The sequence below is a fragment of the Pseudosulfitobacter pseudonitzschiae genome, assembly GCF_900129395.1.
Classification (GTDB): Bacteria; Pseudomonadota; Alphaproteobacteria; order Rhodobacterales; family Rhodobacteraceae; genus Pseudosulfitobacter; species Pseudosulfitobacter pseudonitzschiae.
Genome location: NZ_FQVP01000003.1, coordinates 213,683 through 232,851 on the forward strand (window position 1 = coordinate 213,683; position 19,169 = coordinate 232,851).

The window sequence follows — 19,169 nt, forward strand, 5'->3', positions numbered from 1 at the left end:
AACAGACCTGTCGCACGGATTGGCCCCCTGCAGGGCGTCCGAAGGTTGTCCGTTGGCACAAAGCTACACGCATTGCGATAGGCGAGCGAGGCGTGACGCCAACTATCCCCTGTGAACGGCGGAAAAGAGCCGGAGATTTAACGATCCGGTTTCCGGTTTCGGATCAATCCGCGCCAATCGGGTGAACTGTCCTCGATTCTCGTATAGGGAGAATTTCAAAGACCGAATCACCTTGACCGCGGTCTGTCCGTCCGGGGCTCACCCGGCCACGCTTTGGATGCCAAAGAAGATCACGGCGGACAGGATCGCGGCGGCGGGGACGGTGATCACCCATGCGGCGATGATCGTCATGAAATGCGACCGGCGCACCAGCTTGCGGCGGCGGCGTTCCTCGGGCGCATAGCTGGCGCGGTCGGGCATCGCCAGCTTGGCCTTGCGGATGCGCCGTTCGGCGTCCCATTCGCGGAAGAACCCGACGCCAAAGACGCCGCCCACAGCGATGTGGGTCGAACTGACGGGCAGGCCCAGCCAACTGGCCAGAATGACGGTGATGGCCGCCGACAGCGCCACGCAATAGGCGCGCATCGGGTTCAGCTTGGTGATCTGGCCGCCGACCATGCGGATCAGCTTGGGGCCGAACAGGAACAGCCCGAAAGAGATGCCAAAGGCGCCCATGATCATCACCCATGTCGGGATGCTGACCGCGTCGGTAAAGCTGCCGGTGCCCGAGGCCTGAACGATGGCCGCCAGCGGGCCAACCGCATTGGCCACGTCATTGGCCCCGTGGGCAAAGCTGAGCAACGCCGCCGAGACGATCAGCGGAATGCCGAACAGCACCTTGAGCGATTTGTTGCGGTTCTCCAGCCCTTCGGACTGCTTGCGGATCAGCGGGATCATGACGACCCATGTCACGATGCCGACGACCAGCCCGATCAACAGGGCGCTGTGCAGCTCCACGCTAAAGACCTTGCTCAGCCCTTTCAGTGCCAGGTAGGCGGCAAAAGCCCCCGCCATGATCCCCACCAGCACCGGCACCCAGGTACGGGCGGCGGCAATCTTGTCCTCGCGGTAGATGATGCGGGATTTGATCAGCGCCAGGAACAGCGCGGCCACGACACCGCCCAGCACCGGAGAGATCACCCAGCTGGCGGCGATGGTGCTCATTGTGTGCCAGCTCACGGCGGCAAACCCCACGGCGGCGATGCCTGCACCCATGACGCCGCCCACGACGGAATGTGTGGTGGACACCGGCGCACCGACCCATGTGGCCAGGTTGATCCACAGCGCGGCGGACAAAAGCGCCGCCATCATCGCCCAGATAAAGGTGGTCGCGTTGCCCATGCTCTCGGGGGCAATGATGCCCTTGGCGATGGTCGAAACCACGTCGCCCCCCGCCAGCAGCGCACCCGCACTTTCGAACACCACGGCGATGGCAATGGCCCCGCCCATGGTCAGCGCATTGGCCCCAACTGCAGGTCCCATGTTGTTGGCCACATCGTTGGCACCGATGTTCAGCGCCATATAGGCGCCCAGACAGGCCGCCACGACCACGATGACCGAATTGTTGGCCTGCTCAAAGAACAGCGCCGCGGCAAGTCCCGCCATCACGACGAAAATCAGCGCGATACCGGTGCTGACCATCGGGCGCGACACGTACAATGCGGCCAGTTCCACGTTGGAAAAGCGCGCAAGGTCGCGGTCGAGGGTTTCAAGGTGGCGCGGATCGCCTTCGGGGTGGCTCATGGGTTCGGTCCTCTTAGCGTTGACCGTACTTGCCCGAAGAGGCGCTGGTGTTCAAGCGTGGCCGGCCAGCTGAGGCCGGCACATCAAAGCTGGCGCAGGATCATTTGCAGCTCGGGTTCGGCCACCATGTCGGCGGCTTCCCTGGACAATACCCATTTGCGCGTGCGCTCGTGCGCCTCGGGGAACTCTTCGCTCAACTCGTTCACGGACACCGAATAGACCAGCGTTTCCACGGGCATGTCCCAGCCGGTGCTTTGACGCTTGTCATAGGTATAGGTGCCGATCGGGGCAGGGGTGGCCTTGCTGTTGCGCACGCCGGCTTCTTCCCAGGCTTCCTGCAAGGCCGCCTCCGAGGATTTCAATCCGCGGATCGGCCATCCCTTGGGAATGATCCAGCGGCCGGTGTCACGGCTGGTGACCAGCAGAACCTCGGTGTCGTCGCCCTTGGTGCGATGGCACAGCGCCGCCACTTGCAAACGCTTGGGGCGTTGCAACATCGGGGCCAGGGTGGCCCCCCAGAATTTTCTGAGGACTTCAATCATATGGACCTGCTCAAACATCTTCTTGATTTTTTTGTTTAATATAGAGTACCGGCGGGAATATGCAAACTTGACGCTTACAAAGTAACTAATGCGCATGCAAGTTTTTGCCAGTTGCCCATTGCATTTGCATCCGACTCCTCGTAAACGGCCCGAGTTCTCTGAAGGGTGCGCCTATGCGTGCCCTTCTTGGTTCTACACAACACGCGAAGAGGGCGGGCGATGAGCGTCCTTCCTCCAATCCGTTGAAATCCCAAGTCAAGGGATATGCACATGGCACAAAGCCAAAACATCCGCATTCGCCTCAAGGCGTTTGACTACCGGGTGCTTGATGCTTCCACACAGGAAATCGTCAACACCGCGAAGCGCACAGGCGCTTCGGTTCGCGGCCCCATTCCGCTGCCGAACAAAATCGAGAAATTCACCGTTCTGCGTGGCCCCCACGTTGACAAGAAATCCCGTGACCAGTTCGAGATCCGCACGCACAAGCGCCTGCTGGACATCGTTGATCCGACTCCCCAGACCGTGGACGCGCTGATGAAGCTCGACCTGGCCGCTGGTGTGGACGTCGAGATCAAGCTGCAATCGTAAGCGTAGGAGGGTAATCATATGTTGCGCTCAGGCGTTATCGCGAAAAAAGTCGGCATGACCCGGCTGTTCATGGAAGACGGCAAACAGATTCCTGTGACCGTTCTCCAGCTCGACAAACTGCAGGTTGTTGCCCAACGCACACCCGAGAAAGACGGCTATACAGCTGTTCAGCTCGGCGCGGGCACAGCCAAAGTCAAACGCACAAGCCAGGCGATGCGCGGCCACTTTGCCGCCGCTTCGGTTGAACCCAAGCGTAAGGTTGCTGAATTCCGTGTTGACCCCGAGGCCATGCTGGCCGTGGGCGAGGAAATCATCGCCGACCATTACTTTGAAGGTCAGTACGTGGACGTGGCAGGCACATCCATCGGTAAAGGTTTTGCCGGTGCGATGAAGCGTCACAACTTCGGTGGTCTGCGCGCGTCGCACGGTGTTTCGATCTCGCACCGTTCGCACGGTTCGACAGGCCAGTGTCAGGATCCCGGCAAGGTTTTCAAAGGCAAGAAAATGGCCGGTCACATGGGCGCTGCCCGTGTCACCACGCAAAACCTGCAAGTGATCCGCACAGACAGTGCCCGTGGCCTGATCATGGTCAAAGGCGCCGTTCCCGGCTCCAAAGGTGGCTGGGTGACTGTCAAGGACGCGGTCAAGAAACCGTTCCCGGAAACAGCAATCCTGCCCGCCGCCCTGCGTTCCGCCGCTGACGAAGCTGCAAAAGCAGCCGAAGAAGCAGCCGCCGCAGCAGCAGCCGAAGCCGAAGCAGAAGCAAAGCGTCTGGCTGAAGAGCAAGCCGCAGCAGAAGCCGAAGCGCTGAAAGCCGCTGAAGCCGAAATCGCAGCCGAAGGTTCGGACGCCGACAACTCGGACGCCGACGACAAGAAAGAAGGTGACGCATGAAATTCGATGTCATCCAAATGGACGGCGGCAAAGCCGGTTCGGTAGAGCTGGACGAGGCCCTGTTCGGTCTTGAGCCGCGCGCCGACATCCTGCACCGCGTCGTGCGCTGGCAGCGTAACAACGCCCAGCAAGGCACGCACAAGGTCAAGACCCGCTCGGAAACCTCCTATTCGACCAAGAAGATCTATCGCCAAAAAGGCACCGGCGGCGCACGCCACGGTGACCGCAACGCGCCGATCTTCCGCAAAGGTGGTATCTACAAGGGTCCGACCCCGCGTTCGCACGGCCACGAGCTGACCAAGAAGTTCCGCAAACTGGGCCTGCGTCACGCACTCAGCGCCAAGATGAAAGCGGGCGAACTGGTCATCATCGACGCGGCAGTCGCTGCTGGCAAAACCGCCGCTCTGGCCAAACAGGTCAAGGACCTGGGCTGGAAACGTACACTGGTTGTCGACGGGGCTTCGGTCAACGAAGAGTTCCTGATCGCCGCGCGCAACATCGAAGGTCTGGATATCCTGCCGTCGATGGGCGCAAACGTCTATGACATCCTGAAAAGTGACACGCTCGTGATCACCAAAGCAGGGGTCGAAGCACTGGAGGCCCGTTTGAAATGAGCGCCAAAGCAAACCACTACGACGTGATCCGCAAGCCGATCATCACCGAGAAAGCAACCATGGCATCCGAAGCCAACGCGGTTGTGTTCGAAGTGGCGATGGACAGCAACAAGCCGATGATCAAAGAGGCCGTCGAGGCCGTCTTTGGCGTCAAGGTGAAGGCCGTGAACACGTCCATCACCAAAGGCAAGACCAAGCGGTTCCGCGGCCAGCCCGGCCGTCGCAAGGACGTCAAGAAAGCCTATGTGACCCTCGAAGAGGGCAACACCATCGACGTGTCCTCGGGACTGTAAGTCGTTCGGTATTGATTGGGAAAACCCCCGGCTGCGAAAGTGGCCGGGGGTTTTTCTGTTTTGGCGGTGGTGATGGAGATCGTTCTGGGGGCCTTGATGGACTGGCTGGACCGAAGGCTGGCGCGCCGCGCGCTGCTGAAGTGGGTGCTGTTGGCGGTTGTCTTCGGTGTCGGGTGCTGGCTGGCCTATCTTGAGTGGTCTGTTTGAGGACTGCGGGCCGACGATCGTCCGGCGGCTGCGCCTTGTCCCGGACGGGGAAGGGCGTGCAAACACCCAATCCCCATATTTCCAAGCCTTACCGCTTGACCCCGCTGCCGCGCTCCCCTAAACGACCCCATCGGCACCAGCCCCGGATTCGTCCGGGGCTTTGCCTTTGTTCTTGGTCCAGACATTATTCTTGACCTCTGAGCACTCCAAACGGGGACCTTCGGGGCCCTACAACCACGGCGACTTCGGTCGCTGACAAGCAAAACGGAAGACAGCAAACATGGCACTTAAGTCGTATAAGCCGACGACGCCGGGCCAGCGCGGGCTGGTACTGATCGACCGTTCGGAGCTTTGGAAAGGCCGCCCGGTCAAAGCCCTCACAGAGGGTCTGACCAAGAATGGCGGACGGAACAACACCGGACGGATCACGATGCGCCGCAAAGGCGGTGGGGCGAAACGCCTCTACCGGATCGTCGATTTCAAGCGTAACAAATTTGACGTGACGGCCACAGTCGTTCGCATCGAATATGACCCCAACCGGACCGCGTTCATCGCACTGGTGCAGTACGAGGACGGCGAACAGGCCTATATCCTCGCGCCCCAGCGTCTGGCAGTGGCGGACAAGATCGTGTCGAGCCAAAAGGCCGACATCAAGCCCGGTAACGCAATGCCCTTCAGCGGCATGCCCATCGGTACAATCGTCCACAACATCGAAATGAAGCCCGGCAAGGGTGGTCAGATCGCACGTGCCGCAGGCACCTACGCCCAGTTCGTGGGCCGCGATGGTGGCTACGCCCAGATCCGCCTGTCGTCCGGCGAACTGCGTCTGGTGCGTCAGGAATGCATGGCCACCGTCGGTGCCGTGTCGAACCCCGACAACAGCAACCAGAACTTTGGTAAAGCTGGCCGTATGCGTCACAAGGGCATCCGCCCGTCCGTACGTGGTGTCGTTATGAACCCGATCGACCACCCCCACGGTGGTGGTGAAGGCCGTACATCGGGTGGTCGTCACCCCGTATCGCCTTGGGGTAAACCCACGAAGGGTGCTCGCACCCGCAACAAAAACAAAGCGTCGCAAAAGCTGATCATCCGCTCGCGTCACGCCAAGAAGAAGGGACGCTAATAGATGTCTCGTTCCGTATGGAAAGGCCCGTTCGTCGACAGCTACGTCCTGAAAAAGGCCGAAGCGTCGCGTGAAGGCGGCCGCAACGAAGTGATCAAGATCTGGTCGCGTCGCTCCACCATTCTGCCCCAGTTCGTGGGCCTCACATTTGGCGTGTACAACGGCCACAAACATATCCCGGTGAACGTCACCGAAGACATGATTGGCCAGAAGTTCGGTGAATTCTCCCCGACGCGTACCTATTACGGTCACGCCGCTGACAAGAAGGCGAAACGCAAATGAGCAAGGATAAGAATCCGCGCCGCGTGGCCGACAACGAAGCCATGGCAAAAACCCGCATGCTGCGCACCAGCCCTCAGAAGCTGAACCTGGTTGCACAGATGATCCGCGGCAAGAAAGTCGACAAGGCGTTGACCGACCTGACGTTCTCGAAGAAACGGATCGCGCAGGACGTGAAGAAATGCCTTCAGTCCGCGATTGCGAACGCTGAAAACAACCACAACCTGGATGTTGACGAACTGATCGTCGCAGAAGCGTGGGTTGGCAAGAACCTGACACTGAAACGCGGTCGTCCGCGCGCCCGTGGCCGGTTTGGCAAGATCATGAAGCCGTTTGCCGAAATCACGATCAAAGTGCGTCAAGTCGAGGAGCAAGCCTGATGGGTAACAAAGTCAATCCGATCGGTATGCGTCTTCAGGTGAACCGCACCTGGGACAGCCGCTGGTACGCCGACACCAAGGATTACGGGAACCTTCTGCTGGAAGACCTGAAAATCCGTGATTTCATCAAGGATGAGTGCAAGCAGGCCGGTATCGCCCGCGTGATCATCGAACGTCCGCACAAAAAGTGCCGCGTGACGATCCACACAGCACGTCCTGGCGTGATCATCGGCAAAAAAGGCGCCGACATCGAAGTTCTGCGCAAGAAGCTGGCGAACCTGACCGACAGCGAACTGCACCTGAACATCGTTGAAGTGCGCAAGCCGGAACTGGACGCGGCACTGGTTGGCGAAAGCATCGCACAACAGCTGGAACGCCGGGTGTCTTTCCGTCGTGCCATGAAACGTGCGGTTCAGAACGCCATGCGTATGGGTGCCCTGGGCATCCGCGTGAACGTGGCCGGCCGTCTGGGCGGCGCCGAAATCGCGCGGACCGAATGGTACCGTGAAGGCCGCGTGCCTTTGCACACCCTGCGGGCCGACATCGATTACGCACACGTCGAAGCGACAACTGCTTATGGTATCATCGGGATCAAGACCTGGATCTTCAAAGGTGAAATCATGGAGCACGATCCGCAGGCGCGTGACCGTAAAGCACAAGAACTCCAGGATGGTCCTGCGCCCCGTGGCGCTGGTGGCCGTCGCTAAAGGGGAAGAGAGATGCTTCAACCAAAACGCACGAAGTTCCGCAAACAGTTCAAAGGCTCCATCAAGGGTCTGGCGAAGGGCGGGTCTGACCTGAACTTCGGCACCTATGGTCTGAAAGCCGTTGAGCCCGAGCGGGTCACAGCACGTCAAATCGAAGCGGCACGCCGCGCGATGACACGTCACATGAAACGCCAGGGCCGTGTCTGGATCCGGATTTTCCCGGACGTTCCCGTCACAGCCAAGCCCATCGAAGTTCGTATGGGTAAGGGTAAGGGTTCGGTCGACCGTTGGGCGGCCAAAGTGAAACCCGGCCGTGTGATGTTTGAAATCGACGGCGTCGGCGAAGACATCGCACGCGAGGCCCTGCGCCTGGCCGCGATGAAACTGCCGATCAAAACCCGCGTGGTTGTCCGCGAGGACTGGTAAAGATTGCGCCCGAGGGCGCAGTCAGCCGACAAAGTTAAAAAAGCCCCCGTCGCGTGATCGACGGGGGCTTTTTCTATTTCCTGCCCAACCACCACAGCCCTTTGTGGCTATGGTCTGGCCATCACATCCAAACCCACTTACCGTGGCGTGCAGACGACGTTCCGCTTCCGACACAAAGGCCACTGCGATGAAACAAGTCCCCAAGCCCACCACCGACGAAGACCTGATCCGCGAGTTCCTGAACAAGGGTGGCGCGGTCAAGAAAGGCAAGACCAAGCCCATGCCCGCCGACCTGGGGCTCAGCAACAACCAATGGGGCAACAAGTTGACCAAGGAAGAAAAGGCGCTGGTGAAAGAGCAGGAAGAGGCACGCAAGGCTGCGAAGAAGGCCTAAGCTTTACGTCTTCCGCGCCGCGTCTCACTCCCAGCGGTAGTTGAACGACACCGACACCCGCTCGTCCTCGCTCATGTTCATCGGCACCTCGTGGCGCAGCCAGCTTTCCCACAGCAGCACGTCACCGACGGCGGGTGCGATATAGATGAACGGCTTCATTTCTTCGCGCACGTCTTTCACGCGGGGCGGGGCGGCCATCATCATCGCGTGGCGGGGGTCTTCGAACTTGATGGCACTGGCGCCTTCGGGCATGGCGACATAGGTGGTGCCGGACACCACCGAATGCGGGTGGATGTGTCCCGAATGGGTGCCGCCCTCGGGCAGGATGTTGATCCACAGATCCTCCAGCACCAGCTTGCGCCCGTCCAGATCAAAGCCTGCGTCTTCGGCAAAGGCCATCACGTGCTTATCCAGTGACTTCACCAGATCGGCAAAGATCGGGAACCGCCAGGGCAGGTCGGTCAGCGACGCATAGGACGTGTAGCCCGGAAACCCGTTCTCTTCGCACCAGTCCTGTCCGGCCTCGTCATCCTCGGCGATGGCATAGCACGAGGCCTCCATCTCGGCCGCGTCGATGGCGGGGCCGTGTTCGGACAACAGGGCGTGGTACAGGCGGGTGACGAACAGCGATTTGATGTTGGACATGGGGCAGCTTTCTAAAAGGAACGGATCAGGAGCGCAGGGCAGGCAGGCCGACGCCGGTGCTGTCAAAACCGCCGTCCGAGGCGACGACCTGACCGGTGACATAGCTGGCTTTCTCGGAACACAGGAAGGTGATGACCTCGGCAATCTCGTTCTCGGTGCCATAGCGGTTCAGCGGGATTGCATCGTGATAGGCGTCGATGATTTCTTGACTGTGCACGGCCATCGCCAGCTTGGTGCGCACTGGGCCGGGGCAGACGCAATTTGCACGGATGCCGTATTCACCCAGTTCGGCGGCTTGTTGTTTTGTCAGATGGATCACCGCGGCCTTTGACGTGCCATAGGCGACGCGCAGGGTCGAGGCCCGCAGCCCCGAGATCGAGGCGATGTTGAGCAATGCGCCGCGTGTTTCCTTCAGCGACGGGATGCAGGCCTGCGAGACCAGGAACACGCCGTCCAGGTTTGTTTCCATCACCCGCCGCCAGCGGGCAAAGTCGGTGTCCGCGATGGGGCCGAAATCGGCCACGCCCGCATTGTTCACCACAGCGTCGATACGGCCAAAGGTGGCGCGCACCTCCGTGACCATCTGGTCTACCTGATCAGGCTGCGACACGTCACAGACGAAAGGCGAGGCTTCGTTGATACCCTTGGCGACGCTGGCCAGCTCATCGCCATCGCGGTCCACCATGGCCACGCGCCAGCCCTGTTCGATGAACAGGCGTGTGGTGGCAAGGCCAATGCCGCGTGCGGCTCCGGTGACAAGGGCGGTTTTCTGGGTCATGGCAGTCTCACTGGTTGCATTCATTCCCGATGCGATACCAGTTTGCCCCCTGTAGAGGCAATCGCCCGCAGGCCGCGCAAAGGTCCGGTTTTTCAATCCGGATCAGTCCATGGCACAGAGGGCAAAACCGCCCGACGCCCCGCGCGGTCCAACATTCCCCGTCCTATCCTCTAAAGGGGTTGCCATGCGGGGCCATCCCGCGTATTGGCACCTTTCATCATGAACTCCACCAGAATCATGGTCACCCCTCAGGGGCCTACTGGTGATGTTGAAAGGAAAATGGGATGAACGCCCAAGAACTGCGCGACATGACGCCGGACCAGCTGCGCGACAAGCTGGCCGAGCTGAAAAAAGAAAGCTTCAACCTGCGTTTTCAGCAGGCCACAGGCCAACTGGAAAACCCTGCTCAGATCCGCACCGCACGCCGCAACGCCGCGCGTGTGAAAACGATCCTGAACCAAAAAGCTGCAACCGCAGCCACAGCTGAATAAGGACGGCCGACATGCCCAAGCGTATCCTGCAAGGCGTCGTGACCTCCGACGCAAACGAACAAACCATTACCGTGTCCGTCGAGCGCCGCTTTACGCACCCGGTTCTGAAAAAGACCATTCGTAAGTCCAAGAAATACCGGGCGCACGATGAACAGAATGCCTTCAAGGTCGGTGACACAGTCCGCATTATCGAATGTGCGCCGCGCTCGAAGACAAAACGCTGGGAAGTGTACGCAGGCGCTGACGCCTGAACCACGCTCTCAACATTAATCGAAACCCTGGGGACAAGGCACGCATCGCCCCCCAAAGGTCGGGAGAAACCAAATGATCCAGATGCAAACCAACCTGGATGTTGCTGACAACAGCGGCGCGCGCCGTGTTCAGTGCATCAAGGTGCTGGGTGGTTCCAAGCGTAAATACGCATCCGTCGGCGACATCATTGTCGTGTCGGTCAAGGAAGCCATCCCGCGCGGCCGTGTGAAAAAAGGGGACGTCCGCAAGGCCGTCGTCGTCCGCACCGCCAAGGAAGTTCGTCGTGAAGATGGCACCGCCATCCGCTTCGACCGCAACGCCGCCGTTATCCTGAACAACAACAACGAGCCCGTAGGTACACGTATCTTTGGCCCGGTTGTTCGTGAACTGCGCGCCAAGAACTTCATGAAAATCATCTCGCTGGCTCCGGAGGTGCTCTGATGGCTGCGAAGCTTAAAAAAGGCGACAAGGTCGTCATGCTCACCGGCAAGGACAAGGGCAAGCAGGGCACAATCGCCTCTGTTGACCCCAAGTCGAACAAGGCTGTCGTTGACGGTCTGAACATTGCCATCCGCGCCACACGCCAAAGCCAGACCAGCCAGGGCGGCCGCATCCCCAAGGCGATGCCGGTTGACCTGAGCAACATCGCTCTGGTGGACGCAAAGGGCAATCCCACCCGCGTGGGCTTCAAGGTTGAAGGCGACAAGAAAGTCCGCTTTGCCAAGACAACAGGGGACGTGATCTAATGCTTGACGATGCAAAATACACACCCCGTCTGAAAGAGCAGTACCGCGACACCGTGCGTGCGGCCCTGAAAGAAGAGTTCGGCTACAAGAACGAGATGCAAATCCCGCGTCTGGACAAGATCGTCCTGAACATCGGTTGTGGTGCAGAAGCTGTCCGTGACAGCAAGAAAGCCAAATCCGCCCAGGAAGACCTGACCGCGATCGCCGGCCAGAAGGCATTGACCACAGTTGCCAAGAAATCCATCGCGGGTTTCCGGGTGCGTGAAGACATGCCCTTGGGTGCCAAAGTCACCCTGCGTGGCGACCGCATGTACGAATTCCTCGATCGTCTGATCACAATTGCAATGCCCCGTATCCGCGACTTCCGCGGCGTATCGGGCAAATCTTTCGACGGCCGCGGCAACTATGCCATGGGCATGAAAGAGCACATCGTGTTCCCTGAAATCAACTTCGACAAAGTTGACGAAACCTGGGGCATGGACATCGTGATCGCCACGACGGCGAAAACCGACGCAGAAGCCAAGGCGCTGTTGAAAGCTTTCAACATGCCCTTCAATTCGTAAGCGCGGGAAGGATTAGAGATATGGCTAAGAAATCCATGATCGAGCGCGAGAAAAAGCGCGAAGCCCTGGTCAAAAAGTACGCCGCCAAACGCGCCGCACTCAAAGTGATCATCAACGACGAAAGCCAACCGATGGAGGACCGCTTCCGCGCTTCCCTGAAGCTGGCGAAACTGCCGCGCAACAGCTCGGCCACACGTTTGCACAACCGGTGCCAACTGACCGGCCGTCCGCACGCGTATTATCGTAAACTGAAAATTTCGCGGATCGCGCTGCGGGACCTTGGCTCGAACGGCCAGATCCCCGGCATGGTCAAGTCGAGCTGGTAAGGAGGGCTTTGGTATGAACGATCCTATCGCAGACATGCTGACACGCATCCGCAACAGCCAGATGCGCGGCAAGTCCACCGTCATGACACCAGCGTCAAAGCTGCGTGCGTGGGTTTTGGACGTGCTGGCCGACGAAGGCTATATTCGCGGTTACGAAGCAAAAACAGGCGCTGACGGCCACCCGGCCCTCGAAATCAGCCTGAAATACTACGAAGGCGAACCCGTCATTCGCGAAGTGAAACGGGTCTCGAAACCCGGTCGTCGCGTCTACATGGGCGTCAATGACATCCCCGTTGTCCGTCAGGGCCTGGGCGTGTCGATTGTCTCCACACCCAAGGGTGTGATGTCGGATGCAAACGCACGGGCGGCCAATGTTGGCGGCGAAGTGCTTTGCACCGTATTCTAAGGAGGGTTTCATGTCTCGTATTGGTAAGAAACCGGTCAGCCTGCCCAGCGGTGTTTCCGCAACGGTCAGCGGCCAGTCGATCGAAGTCAAAGGCCCCAAAGGCACACGTTCGTTCAAGGCAACGGATGATGTGACCCTGACGGTCGAAGACAACGTCGTGAAAATCACGCCCCGTGGCAAATCCAAGCGCGCGCGCCAGCAGTGGGGCATGAGCCGCACAATGGTCGCGAACCTGGTCACCGGCGTGTCCGAAGGCTTTAAGAAAGAGCTTGAGATCAACGGTGTGGGTTACCGCGCCCAGATGCAGGGCAACACCCTGAAGCTGAACCTCGGCCTGTCCCACGACGTTGACTATCTGCCGCCCGAAGGGGTGACAGTGACCGCGCCGAAGCAGACCGAGATCGTGGTCGAAGGCATTGATGAACAACTCGTCGGTCAGGTTGCAGCGAACATTCGCGCCTGGCGGAAGCCCGAGCCCTACAAAGGCAAAGGCATCAAATACAAAGACGAGTATATCTTCCGCAAGGAAGGCAAGAAGAAGTAAGGACCAGACAGATGGCAAACAGCAAACGGACCCTGTTCCTCAAGCGCCGCCTGCGCGTCCGGAACAAACTTCGCCGCGTGAACGCAGGGCGCATGCGCCTTTCAGTGCACCGCTCGAACAAGAACATCAGCGTTCAGCTGATCGACGATGTGAATGGTGTCACAGTGGCATCGGCCTCCAGCCTCGAGAAAGATCTCGGCGTTGTTGGCAAAAACAACATCGACGCGGCCACCAAGGTCGGTTCTGCGATTGCAGAGCGCGCGAAGAAAGCAGGCGTGGAAGAAGCATACTTCGACCGCGGCGGCTTCCTCTTTCATGGCAAGGTGAAGGCTCTGGCCGACGCTGCGCGTGAAGGTGGTTTGAAAATCTAAGACCCATGTAAGTCGCCCCTTGCCTTGCGGGGGGCGGCTTCGATGATCCGGGGGCGCAGTTTTATCTGGCCTTGTCCCACCAGGATTGACCCATTCGGCGCAAGCCACCAATGAAAGGATGTTCTCATGGCAGAACGTGAAAACCGCCGCGGCCCGCGCCGCGAACGGGAAGAAACACCGGAATTCGCAGACCGTCTGGTCGCGATCAACCGCGTCAGCAAAACCGTCAAGGGTGGTAAGCGCTTTGGCTTCGCCGCTCTGGTTGTTGTTGGCGATCAAAAAGGCCGCGTCGGCTTCGGCAAAGGCAAGGCGAAAGAGGTCCCCGAGGCCATTCGCAAAGCCACCGAGCAAGCCAAGCGCCAGATGATCCGCGTTCAACTGCGCGAGGGCCGCACCCTGCACCACGACATGGAAGGCCGCCACGGCGCCGGCAAGGTCGTGATGCGCACAGCACCAGAAGGTACCGGTATCATCGCCGGTGGTCCGATGCGTGCCGTTTTCGAAATGCTCGGCGTCAAGGACGTTGTGTCCAAGTCGATCGGTTCGCAAAACCCGTACAACATGATCCGCGCCACCATGGACGGCCTGAAAAAAGAGGCATCGCCTCGTTCGGTTGCCCAGCGTCGTGGTAAAAAAGTGGCTGACATTCTGCCCAAGCGCGAAGACAACGTCGAGTCGTCCGCTCAAGTGGCTGAGGAGGCATAAGCATGGCCAAGACTATCGTCATCAAACAAATCGGTTCCCCGATCCGCCGCCCTGCAAAACAGCGCGCAACACTGATCGGCCTGGGCCTGAACAAGATGCACCGTGTGCGCGAACTGGAAGACACACCTTCCGTGCGCGGCATGATCAACTCGATCCCGCACATGGTCGAGATCATCGAAGAAAAAGGCTGAACATCTGACAGGGTGTGATGCCCGACAGATGAAAGCTGAAACAGAAACGCCCCGCAGGAAACTGCGGGGCGTTTTGCTGTTGTGGGTTGGACCGCAGGGCGATGGGCAAGTCAGGTCAAAGCCTGCGCGATCTGCGTGCAGGTTTGCTGGGCCGCATCGGATTCTGGGTGGCGGTAATAATCGTGTGGGGCTGCATCAAACACCGTCCAATGGGCAGGCACAGTCGCAAGCCATTCGGGCGACGGCTTGCCCGGATCATCCGCACCAAAGAAAACAAAATTCGGCGTCGCAATCGTGGCCTCGTCTCTTAGGCGTGTAGAAGAGACACAGAATATGGCGGAAAATGAAGATCCGGCTGCGGCCGCCCGCCAAATGGCTGTGCCCCCTGCGCTATAGCCCAAGCCGACCGCGCCATCTTTTAGGGTCTGTCCCAGAACACGCACAGTTTCCTCGATACCGCCATGCATGAACAAATGCCGGTGCAATGCCTCACCGTTTAACTTGGGTCGACCGGACAACGCATTCAAAGACAGCCGTGTTCGGTCATGCCCGGGGGGCAGTCGTGCAGATAGGCACTGCTCTGGCGTAGGCTGGTCGTGAATATCGGTGATGACATAGAGTTTCATCATCTGATGGTAATGTGTAGCAGGGGCGGTTGCAAACATTGGGGCGGCTGTCGTGGCTTGTTTGGTGGCGCCGCGGGATTTTGTTCTGGGCTTTGGTGCCTGGTGGCAAGGCCAATCCCCACACAGACATGCGCACCACGCAGGAGGGTATTGCCGTCACGACTGTGCTGCGGGGCAGGGGAGCTGGTCGCTGCTTTCAAAGCGGCACGGGCCGCGCCTCCCATTCTCAGCCGCTCGGACCACCTGCGTCAAACCACACAGCGCCAAGGCTGGCGCACCACCGCGCGCCCCGCTCATCCCACCTTAACCAACGCCGCGTAAACCTTTGCGCGTTGCAACACACCGCTGCGGGGGCGAACACCCCCCAAGGCATCCACAGGATAGAGGCCCCTGACAAGGGCCACACTGAACGGTTCAGGGTGCAGGCCCCCAAGCCTGTCTCGTATATCCGATCTGGCGGCGCCGCCCTTTTTACCGGCCCACACCACCACCCAGATACGAACAGACACCGAAACTGCCCCGACCAACCGTCGCGGCAGTCCTTTCGCGTGCCGAATCGCCGCTGGGCTTGCCCCTATCTCCCTCTTGCCCCGCAGCCCGCCATCCCTTATACGCCCCCAGTGGCCGAAACTTTGCCACGCAAGAATCATGAAACGCCGCGTTTGACCGCTCCCGTCGCTGGGGGTCACATCCGGCAAAAGGAGAAGCGACATGAAACTGAATGAACTGCGCGATAACGAAGGCGCCACCAAGAAACGCAAGCGCGTTGGTCGTGGCCCCGGCTCCGGCACCGGTAAGATGGGTGGCCGTGGTATCAAAGGTCAGAAATCCCGTTCGGGTGTGGCGATCAATGGCTACGAAGGCGGCCAGATGCCCCTGTACCAACGTCTGCCCAAGCGTGGCTTTACCAAGCCGAACCGCAAATCCTATGCCGTTGTGAACCTGGGCCTGATCCAGAAATTCATCGACGCCAAGAAAATCGACGGTTCCGCCGCGATCACCGAAGATGTCCTGATCTCCTCGGGTCTGGTGCGTCGCAAACTGGACGGCATCCGCGTTCTGGCCAAGGGCGAAGTGACCTCGAAGCTGGACCTGCAAGTCACCGGCGCGTCGAAATCCGCGGTCGAAGCTGTCGAAAAAGCTGGCGGCTCGCTGACAGTCACAACAGCGGCAGCGGCCGAGTAAACCTTACTCGAACCTTGTGGGCCGGCGCAGTCCGGCTTACATAGCCTTGAGTTTTCCTTAACGCCGCCCGCCGGAAAACGGCTTGGGCGGCGTTTTCGCAACAGAAAGAGCCGATATATGGTATCCGCCGTCGAAAACATGGCCGCCAACACCAGCTGGGCTGCGTTGGGCAAGGCCACGGACCTGCGCAACCGCATCCTGTTCACCCTTGGCCTGCTGATTGTCTACCGACTGGGCACGTTCATCCCCGTTCCGGGAATCGACGGCGCTGCGTTGCGTGACTTCATGGAAGGCGCGGGGCAGGGCATCGGCGGCATGGTGTCGATGTTCACCGGCGGCGCGCTGGGGCGGATGGGCATTTTTGCCCTTGGGATCATGCCCTATATTTCGGCCTCGATCATCATCCAGCTTCTGACCTCGATGGTGCCCTCGCTTGAGCAGCTCAAGAAAGAAGGCGAACAGGGGCGCAAGAAGATCAACCAATACACCCGCTACGGCACCGTGGCACTGGCGACCTTGCAGGCTTACGGCCTTGCCGTCAGCCTTGAGGCGGGCGACCTGGTGACCGATCCGGGCATGTATTTCCGCATGGCCTGCCTGATCACGCTGGTCGGCGGCACCATGTTCCTGATGTGGCTGGGTGAACAGATCACCGCACGCGGCATCGGCAACGGCATTTCGCTGATCATCTTTGTCGGCATCATCGCCGAAGTACCCGCAGCATTGGCACAGTTCTTTGCCAGCGGCCGCAGCGGCGCCATCAGCCCGGCCGTGATCGTGGGGGTGATCGTCATGGTCATCGTGACCATCATGTTCGTTGTGTTCATGGAGCGTGCCCTGCGCAAGATCCACATCCAGTACCCACGCCGCCAGGTCGGCATGAAGGTCTATGACGGCGGTTCCTCGCACCTGCCGGTCAAGGTCAACCCCGCCGGTGTGATCCCCGCGATCTTTGCCTCGTCGCTGCTGTTGTTGCCGGTGACGGTCAGCACCTTCTCGGGCAACTCGACCAACCCGGTGATGAGCTGGCTGCTGGCCAACTTTGGCCCCGGCCAGCCGCTGTACCTGTTGTTCTTCGTGGCGATGATCGTCTTCTTTGCCTATTTCTACACCTTCAACGTCAGCTTCAAACCTGACGAGGTTGCAGAAAACCTGAAGAACCAGAACGGCTTTGTGCCCGGTATCCGTCCCGGCAAGAAAACCGCCGACTATCTGGAATATGTGGTCAACCGTATCCTGGTGCTGGGCGCTGCCTATCTGGCGCTGGTCTGTCTGCTGCCGGAAATCCTGCGCAGCCAGTTCACCATTCCCTTCTACTTCGGCGGCACATCGGTGCTGATCGTCGTGTCGGTGACCATGGACACGATCCAACAAATCCAATCCCACCTGCTGGCCCACCAATACGAAGGGCTGATCGAAAAATCGAACCTGCGTGGCAAAGGCAAAGGGGGAAAACCCCGCAAGAAACGGAGCCCCGTGCGTCGATGAATATTATTCTGCTTGGACCGCCGGGAGCGGGCAAAGGAACACAGGCCCGTATTCTGGTCGAAGAGCATGGCATGGTGCAGCTCAGCACCGGTGACATGCTGCGTGCCGCCAAGGAAAGCGGCACCGAGATGGGTGACATCGTGGCCGACGTGATGGCCCGTGGCGCATTGGTGACGGATGACATCGTGATCGGCCTGATCCGCGAACAGCTGAACACGGTCAATGCGAACGGGTTCATCTTTGACGGCTTCCCGCGCACGCTGGCACAGGCCGACGCGCTGACCAACCTGCTGGCCGCCGAAGGCGAAAGCCTGGATGCCGTGGTCGAGATGGAAGTGGACGACGATGCGTTGGTGGCCCGTATCACCGCGCGGTCGACCTGTGGCGATTGCGGTGAGGTCTATAACGACAACACCAAGCCACAGCCCGCCGACGGCAAGTGCAGCAAATGCGGCGCTTCTGATTTCCGCCGCCGCGCAGACGACAACGAGGAAAGCCTCAGAACCCGTCTGATGGAATACTACAAGAAAACCTCGCCGCTGATTGGTTACTATTACGCCAAGGGCATGCTGACCAAGATCAACGGCCTGGGCGAAATCGCGACAGTGAAAGCCGCCATCGACAAGGCGCTTTCCTAAGCCGGGCAAAGGGGATGGGCACATGCGCTTCAAACAGATTATCGCGGTAACGCTTTTCGGTTTGGCTGCCCTCCCTGCATCGGCCCAGAACATCCTTAGCAATCCCGGACTGTGTGCCGCCGATGACGGCGAACAGGAACTGGCGGGTGTGGCCTATCTGTACGACACATCCGTCGAGGCGCATTGGCGCGGCTGTGCATGGGACACGCCGCTGGACTATGCGCCCGGCCTGCTTGCCGAAGTCAACGCGCGCTGTGACGGGCAGGACGGGGCCGATGACGTGCGGCTGAGGGTCGTGGTGAACGGGCAGGGGCGCGTGACCATCGAGGGGATGGATGGCAGCACCGGATTGCCCGATTACTATTTCCCGTGCAGCCGCTGGGGCTTTAGGGGCTAGGTCGCAAAGCCCGCAAATAGCACTGCGCCGCCCCTTTGCGGACTGTTATCCACAGGGGGGTTGACCCTGCGCGGCAAGGCACATAATTAGCGCTATCTCGAAAGAGAATCGCAAGTTCTGACCGGGTCGCACCCGACAGGAACAGATCACCTGATCAGCGGCGGCCCGTAGCAGCGATGCTTCGGGCTTATGTTGTGAAAAAAGGGCCCGGAACTACGGGCTCGCAACGAAAAAGGAATATGACACGTGGCACGTATCGCCGGCGTTAACATCCCCACTGCAAAGCGGGTTCCAATCGCCCTCACCTACATCACCGGTATCGGTAACACTTCGGCCAAAGCCATCTGCGAAGCAGTTGGCATCGACGCATCGCGTCGTGTGAACGAGCTGTCCGACGCCGAAGTTCTGAAAATCCGCGAGCACATCGACGAAAACTACACCGTCGAAGGTGACCTGCGTCGTGACACGCAGATGAACATCAAGCGCCTGATGGACCTGGGCTGCTACCGTGGCCTGCGTCACCGTCGCAACCTGCCCGTCCGTGGTCAGCGTACTCACACCAACGCACGTACTCGCAAGGGCCCCGCAAAGGCCATTGCCGGTAAGAAGAAATAAGGGAGGCTCTGA

General features: G+C 59.7%; 32 protein-coding genes. 27 read left to right on the top strand and 5 right to left on the bottom strand.

The window, feature by feature from the left end:
- Positions 1-258 precede the first annotated feature (258 nt).
- Both BUC08_RS09075 and BUC08_RS09080 read right to left on the bottom strand, forming a co-directional pair.
- On the bottom strand, positions 259-1,743 hold the full coding sequence (locus tag BUC08_RS09075; protein WP_037924541.1) for an inorganic phosphate transporter: 1,485 nt from the start codon (positions 1,741-1,743) through the stop codon (positions 259-261).
- An 83-nt stretch (positions 1,744-1,826) separates the two neighbouring features.
- A complete protein-coding gene (locus tag BUC08_RS09080) occupies positions 1,827-2,285 on the bottom strand; it encodes an NUDIX hydrolase (RefSeq protein ID WP_037924708.1) in 459 nt (152 codons plus the stop codon).
- Positions 2,286-2,555: 270 nt separating this feature from the next.
- On the opposite strand from BUC08_RS09080, the gene rpsJ reads away from it, so the two are divergent.
- The 11 genes from rpsJ to BUC08_RS09130 all read left to right on the top strand — a co-directional run bounded on the left by rpsJ (position 2,556) and on the right by BUC08_RS09130 (position 8,190).
- Complete coding sequence (rpsJ, locus tag BUC08_RS09085; RefSeq protein WP_005849850.1) at positions 2,556-2,873, top strand: 30S ribosomal protein S10; 318 nt, start codon at positions 2,556-2,558, stop codon at positions 2,871-2,873.
- A gap of 18 nt (positions 2,874-2,891) precedes the next feature.
- Positions 2,892-3,767, top strand: coding sequence for a 50S ribosomal protein L3 (gene rplC / locus BUC08_RS09090; protein WP_037924540.1), 876 nt, complete (start codon positions 2,892-2,894; stop codon positions 3,765-3,767).
- A complete protein-coding gene (gene rplD / locus BUC08_RS09095; protein WP_037924539.1) occupies positions 3,764-4,381 on the top strand; it encodes a 50S ribosomal protein L4 in 618 nt (205 codons plus the stop codon). Before rplC ends, rplD begins: the two co-directional genes overlap by 4 nt.
- Positions 4,378-4,674, top strand: a complete 297-nt coding sequence (locus BUC08_RS09100) for a 50S ribosomal protein L23 (RefSeq protein ID WP_028957236.1) — start codon at positions 4,378-4,380, stop codon at positions 4,672-4,674. Before rplD ends, BUC08_RS09100 begins: the two co-directional genes overlap by 4 nt.
- Before the next feature lie 39 nt (positions 4,675-4,713).
- Positions 4,714-4,881, top strand: a complete 168-nt coding sequence (locus BUC08_RS24595) for a hypothetical protein (protein ID WP_159436689.1) — start codon at positions 4,714-4,716, stop codon at positions 4,879-4,881.
- Positions 4,882-5,161: 280 nt separating this feature from the next.
- Complete coding sequence (gene rplB / locus BUC08_RS09105) at positions 5,162-6,004, top strand: 50S ribosomal protein L2 (protein ID WP_037924538.1); 843 nt, start codon at positions 5,162-5,164, stop codon at positions 6,002-6,004.
- Between the two features lie 3 nt (positions 6,005-6,007).
- Complete coding sequence (gene rpsS, locus BUC08_RS09110; RefSeq protein ID WP_028957238.1) at positions 6,008-6,286, top strand: 30S ribosomal protein S19; 279 nt, start codon at positions 6,008-6,010, stop codon at positions 6,284-6,286.
- A complete protein-coding gene (gene rplV / locus BUC08_RS09115) occupies positions 6,283-6,663 on the top strand; it encodes a 50S ribosomal protein L22 (RefSeq protein WP_037915861.1) in 381 nt (126 codons plus the stop codon). The genes rpsS and rplV overlap by 4 nt, the downstream gene beginning before the upstream one ends.
- Positions 6,663-7,370 (top strand): 30S ribosomal protein S3, encoded by a 708-nt coding sequence (gene rpsC / locus BUC08_RS09120; protein WP_028957240.1) that lies wholly within the window; start codon positions 6,663-6,665, stop codon positions 7,368-7,370. The genes rplV and rpsC overlap by 1 nt, the downstream gene beginning before the upstream one ends.
- Positions 7,371-7,382: 12 nt before the next feature.
- On the top strand, positions 7,383-7,796 hold the full coding sequence (rplP, locus tag BUC08_RS09125; RefSeq protein WP_037924537.1) for a 50S ribosomal protein L16: 414 nt from the start codon (positions 7,383-7,385) through the stop codon (positions 7,794-7,796).
- Between the two features lie 187 nt (positions 7,797-7,983).
- Entirely contained in the window at positions 7,984-8,190 is a 207-nt protein-coding gene (locus tag BUC08_RS09130) for a hypothetical protein (RefSeq protein ID WP_037924536.1), read from the top strand.
- A gap of 24 nt (positions 8,191-8,214) precedes the next feature.
- Here the strand turns inward: BUC08_RS09130 and BUC08_RS09135 are convergent, their stop codons facing one another.
- Positions 8,215-8,835, bottom strand: coding sequence for a 2OG-Fe(II) oxygenase family protein (locus BUC08_RS09135; protein WP_037924535.1), 621 nt, complete (start codon positions 8,833-8,835; stop codon positions 8,215-8,217).
- Positions 8,836-8,860: 25 nt separating this feature from the next.
- Entirely contained in the window at positions 8,861-9,613 is a 753-nt protein-coding gene (locus BUC08_RS09140) for an SDR family NAD(P)-dependent oxidoreductase (protein ID WP_037924534.1), read from the bottom strand.
- Between the two features lie 284 nt (positions 9,614-9,897).
- Here BUC08_RS09140 and rpmC point away from each other — a divergent pair, with 284 nt between their 5' ends.
- The 11 genes from rpmC (at position 9,898) to rpmD (ending at position 14,208) form a co-directional block, all read left to right on the top strand.
- Positions 9,898-10,104 carry a 50S ribosomal protein L29 gene (rpmC, locus tag BUC08_RS09145; protein WP_028957245.1) on the top strand — a complete coding sequence of 69 codons (207 nt, stop codon included), beginning with the start codon at positions 9,898-9,900 and terminating at the stop codon, positions 10,102-10,104.
- 11 nt (positions 10,105-10,115) lie between these two features.
- A complete protein-coding gene (rpsQ, locus tag BUC08_RS09150; protein WP_028957246.1) occupies positions 10,116-10,355 on the top strand; it encodes a 30S ribosomal protein S17 in 240 nt (79 codons plus the stop codon).
- Between the two features lie 73 nt (positions 10,356-10,428).
- Complete coding sequence (rplN, locus tag BUC08_RS09155) at positions 10,429-10,797, top strand: 50S ribosomal protein L14 (RefSeq protein ID WP_005621870.1); 369 nt, start codon at positions 10,429-10,431, stop codon at positions 10,795-10,797.
- Positions 10,797-11,102: a 50S ribosomal protein L24 gene (rplX, locus tag BUC08_RS09160; RefSeq protein WP_028957247.1), complete on the top strand. Its 306-nt coding sequence runs from the start codon at positions 10,797-10,799 to the stop codon at positions 11,100-11,102. Before rplN ends, rplX begins: the two co-directional genes overlap by 1 nt.
- Positions 11,102-11,665, top strand: coding sequence for a 50S ribosomal protein L5 (gene rplE / locus BUC08_RS09165; RefSeq protein WP_037924533.1), 564 nt, complete (start codon positions 11,102-11,104; stop codon positions 11,663-11,665). The genes rplX and rplE overlap by 1 nt, the downstream gene beginning before the upstream one ends.
- Positions 11,666-11,685: 20 nt before the next feature.
- Complete coding sequence (gene rpsN / locus BUC08_RS09170; RefSeq protein ID WP_037924532.1) at positions 11,686-11,991, top strand: 30S ribosomal protein S14; 306 nt, start codon at positions 11,686-11,688, stop codon at positions 11,989-11,991.
- Positions 11,992-12,004: 13 nt separating this feature from the next.
- Positions 12,005-12,397, top strand: coding sequence for a 30S ribosomal protein S8 (gene rpsH / locus BUC08_RS09175; protein WP_028957250.1), 393 nt, complete (start codon positions 12,005-12,007; stop codon positions 12,395-12,397).
- Between the two features lie 10 nt (positions 12,398-12,407).
- The gene (gene rplF / locus BUC08_RS09180; RefSeq protein WP_028957251.1) at positions 12,408-12,941 is read left to right on the top strand and encodes a 50S ribosomal protein L6; all 534 of its coding nucleotides are present in this window, start codon (positions 12,408-12,410) and stop codon (positions 12,939-12,941) included.
- A gap of 11 nt (positions 12,942-12,952) precedes the next feature.
- Positions 12,953-13,312 (top strand): 50S ribosomal protein L18, encoded by a 360-nt coding sequence (rplR, locus tag BUC08_RS09185; protein WP_028957252.1) that lies wholly within the window; start codon positions 12,953-12,955, stop codon positions 13,310-13,312.
- A 126-nt stretch (positions 13,313-13,438) separates the two neighbouring features.
- The gene (rpsE, locus tag BUC08_RS09190) at positions 13,439-14,017 is read left to right on the top strand and encodes a 30S ribosomal protein S5 (RefSeq protein ID WP_037924531.1); all 579 of its coding nucleotides are present in this window, start codon (positions 13,439-13,441) and stop codon (positions 14,015-14,017) included.
- Between the two features lie 2 nt (positions 14,018-14,019).
- The gene (gene rpmD, locus BUC08_RS09195) at positions 14,020-14,208 is read left to right on the top strand and encodes a 50S ribosomal protein L30 (protein WP_028957254.1); all 189 of its coding nucleotides are present in this window, start codon (positions 14,020-14,022) and stop codon (positions 14,206-14,208) included.
- Between the two features lie 110 nt (positions 14,209-14,318).
- On the opposite strand, the gene BUC08_RS09200 is transcribed toward rpmD, so the two are convergent.
- Positions 14,319-14,834: an alpha/beta hydrolase gene (locus BUC08_RS09200; protein WP_159436690.1), complete on the bottom strand. Its 516-nt coding sequence runs from the start codon at positions 14,832-14,834 to the stop codon at positions 14,319-14,321.
- A gap of 711 nt (positions 14,835-15,545) precedes the next feature.
- On the opposite strand from BUC08_RS09200, the gene rplO reads away from it, so the two are divergent.
- The 5 genes from rplO to rpsM all read left to right on the top strand — a co-directional run bounded on the left by rplO (position 15,546) and on the right by rpsM (position 19,157).
- Positions 15,546-16,019, top strand: coding sequence for a 50S ribosomal protein L15 (gene rplO / locus BUC08_RS09205; protein ID WP_037924529.1), 474 nt, complete (start codon positions 15,546-15,548; stop codon positions 16,017-16,019).
- Between the two features lie 117 nt (positions 16,020-16,136).
- Positions 16,137-17,507 carry a preprotein translocase subunit SecY gene (secY, locus tag BUC08_RS09210; protein WP_037924528.1) on the top strand — a complete coding sequence of 457 codons (1,371 nt, stop codon included), beginning with the start codon at positions 16,137-16,139 and terminating at the stop codon, positions 17,505-17,507.
- Positions 17,504-18,145, top strand: a complete 642-nt coding sequence (locus BUC08_RS09215; protein WP_037924527.1) for an adenylate kinase — start codon at positions 17,504-17,506, stop codon at positions 18,143-18,145. The genes secY and BUC08_RS09215 overlap by 4 nt, the downstream gene beginning before the upstream one ends.
- A 22-nt stretch (positions 18,146-18,167) precedes the next feature.
- Positions 18,168-18,542: a hypothetical protein gene (locus tag BUC08_RS09220; RefSeq protein ID WP_037924526.1), complete on the top strand. Its 375-nt coding sequence runs from the start codon at positions 18,168-18,170 to the stop codon at positions 18,540-18,542.
- Positions 18,543-18,788: 246 nt separating this feature from the next.
- Entirely contained in the window at positions 18,789-19,157 is a 369-nt protein-coding gene (gene rpsM / locus BUC08_RS09225; protein ID WP_028957259.1) for a 30S ribosomal protein S13, read from the top strand.
- Positions 19,158-19,169 lie beyond the last annotated feature (12 nt).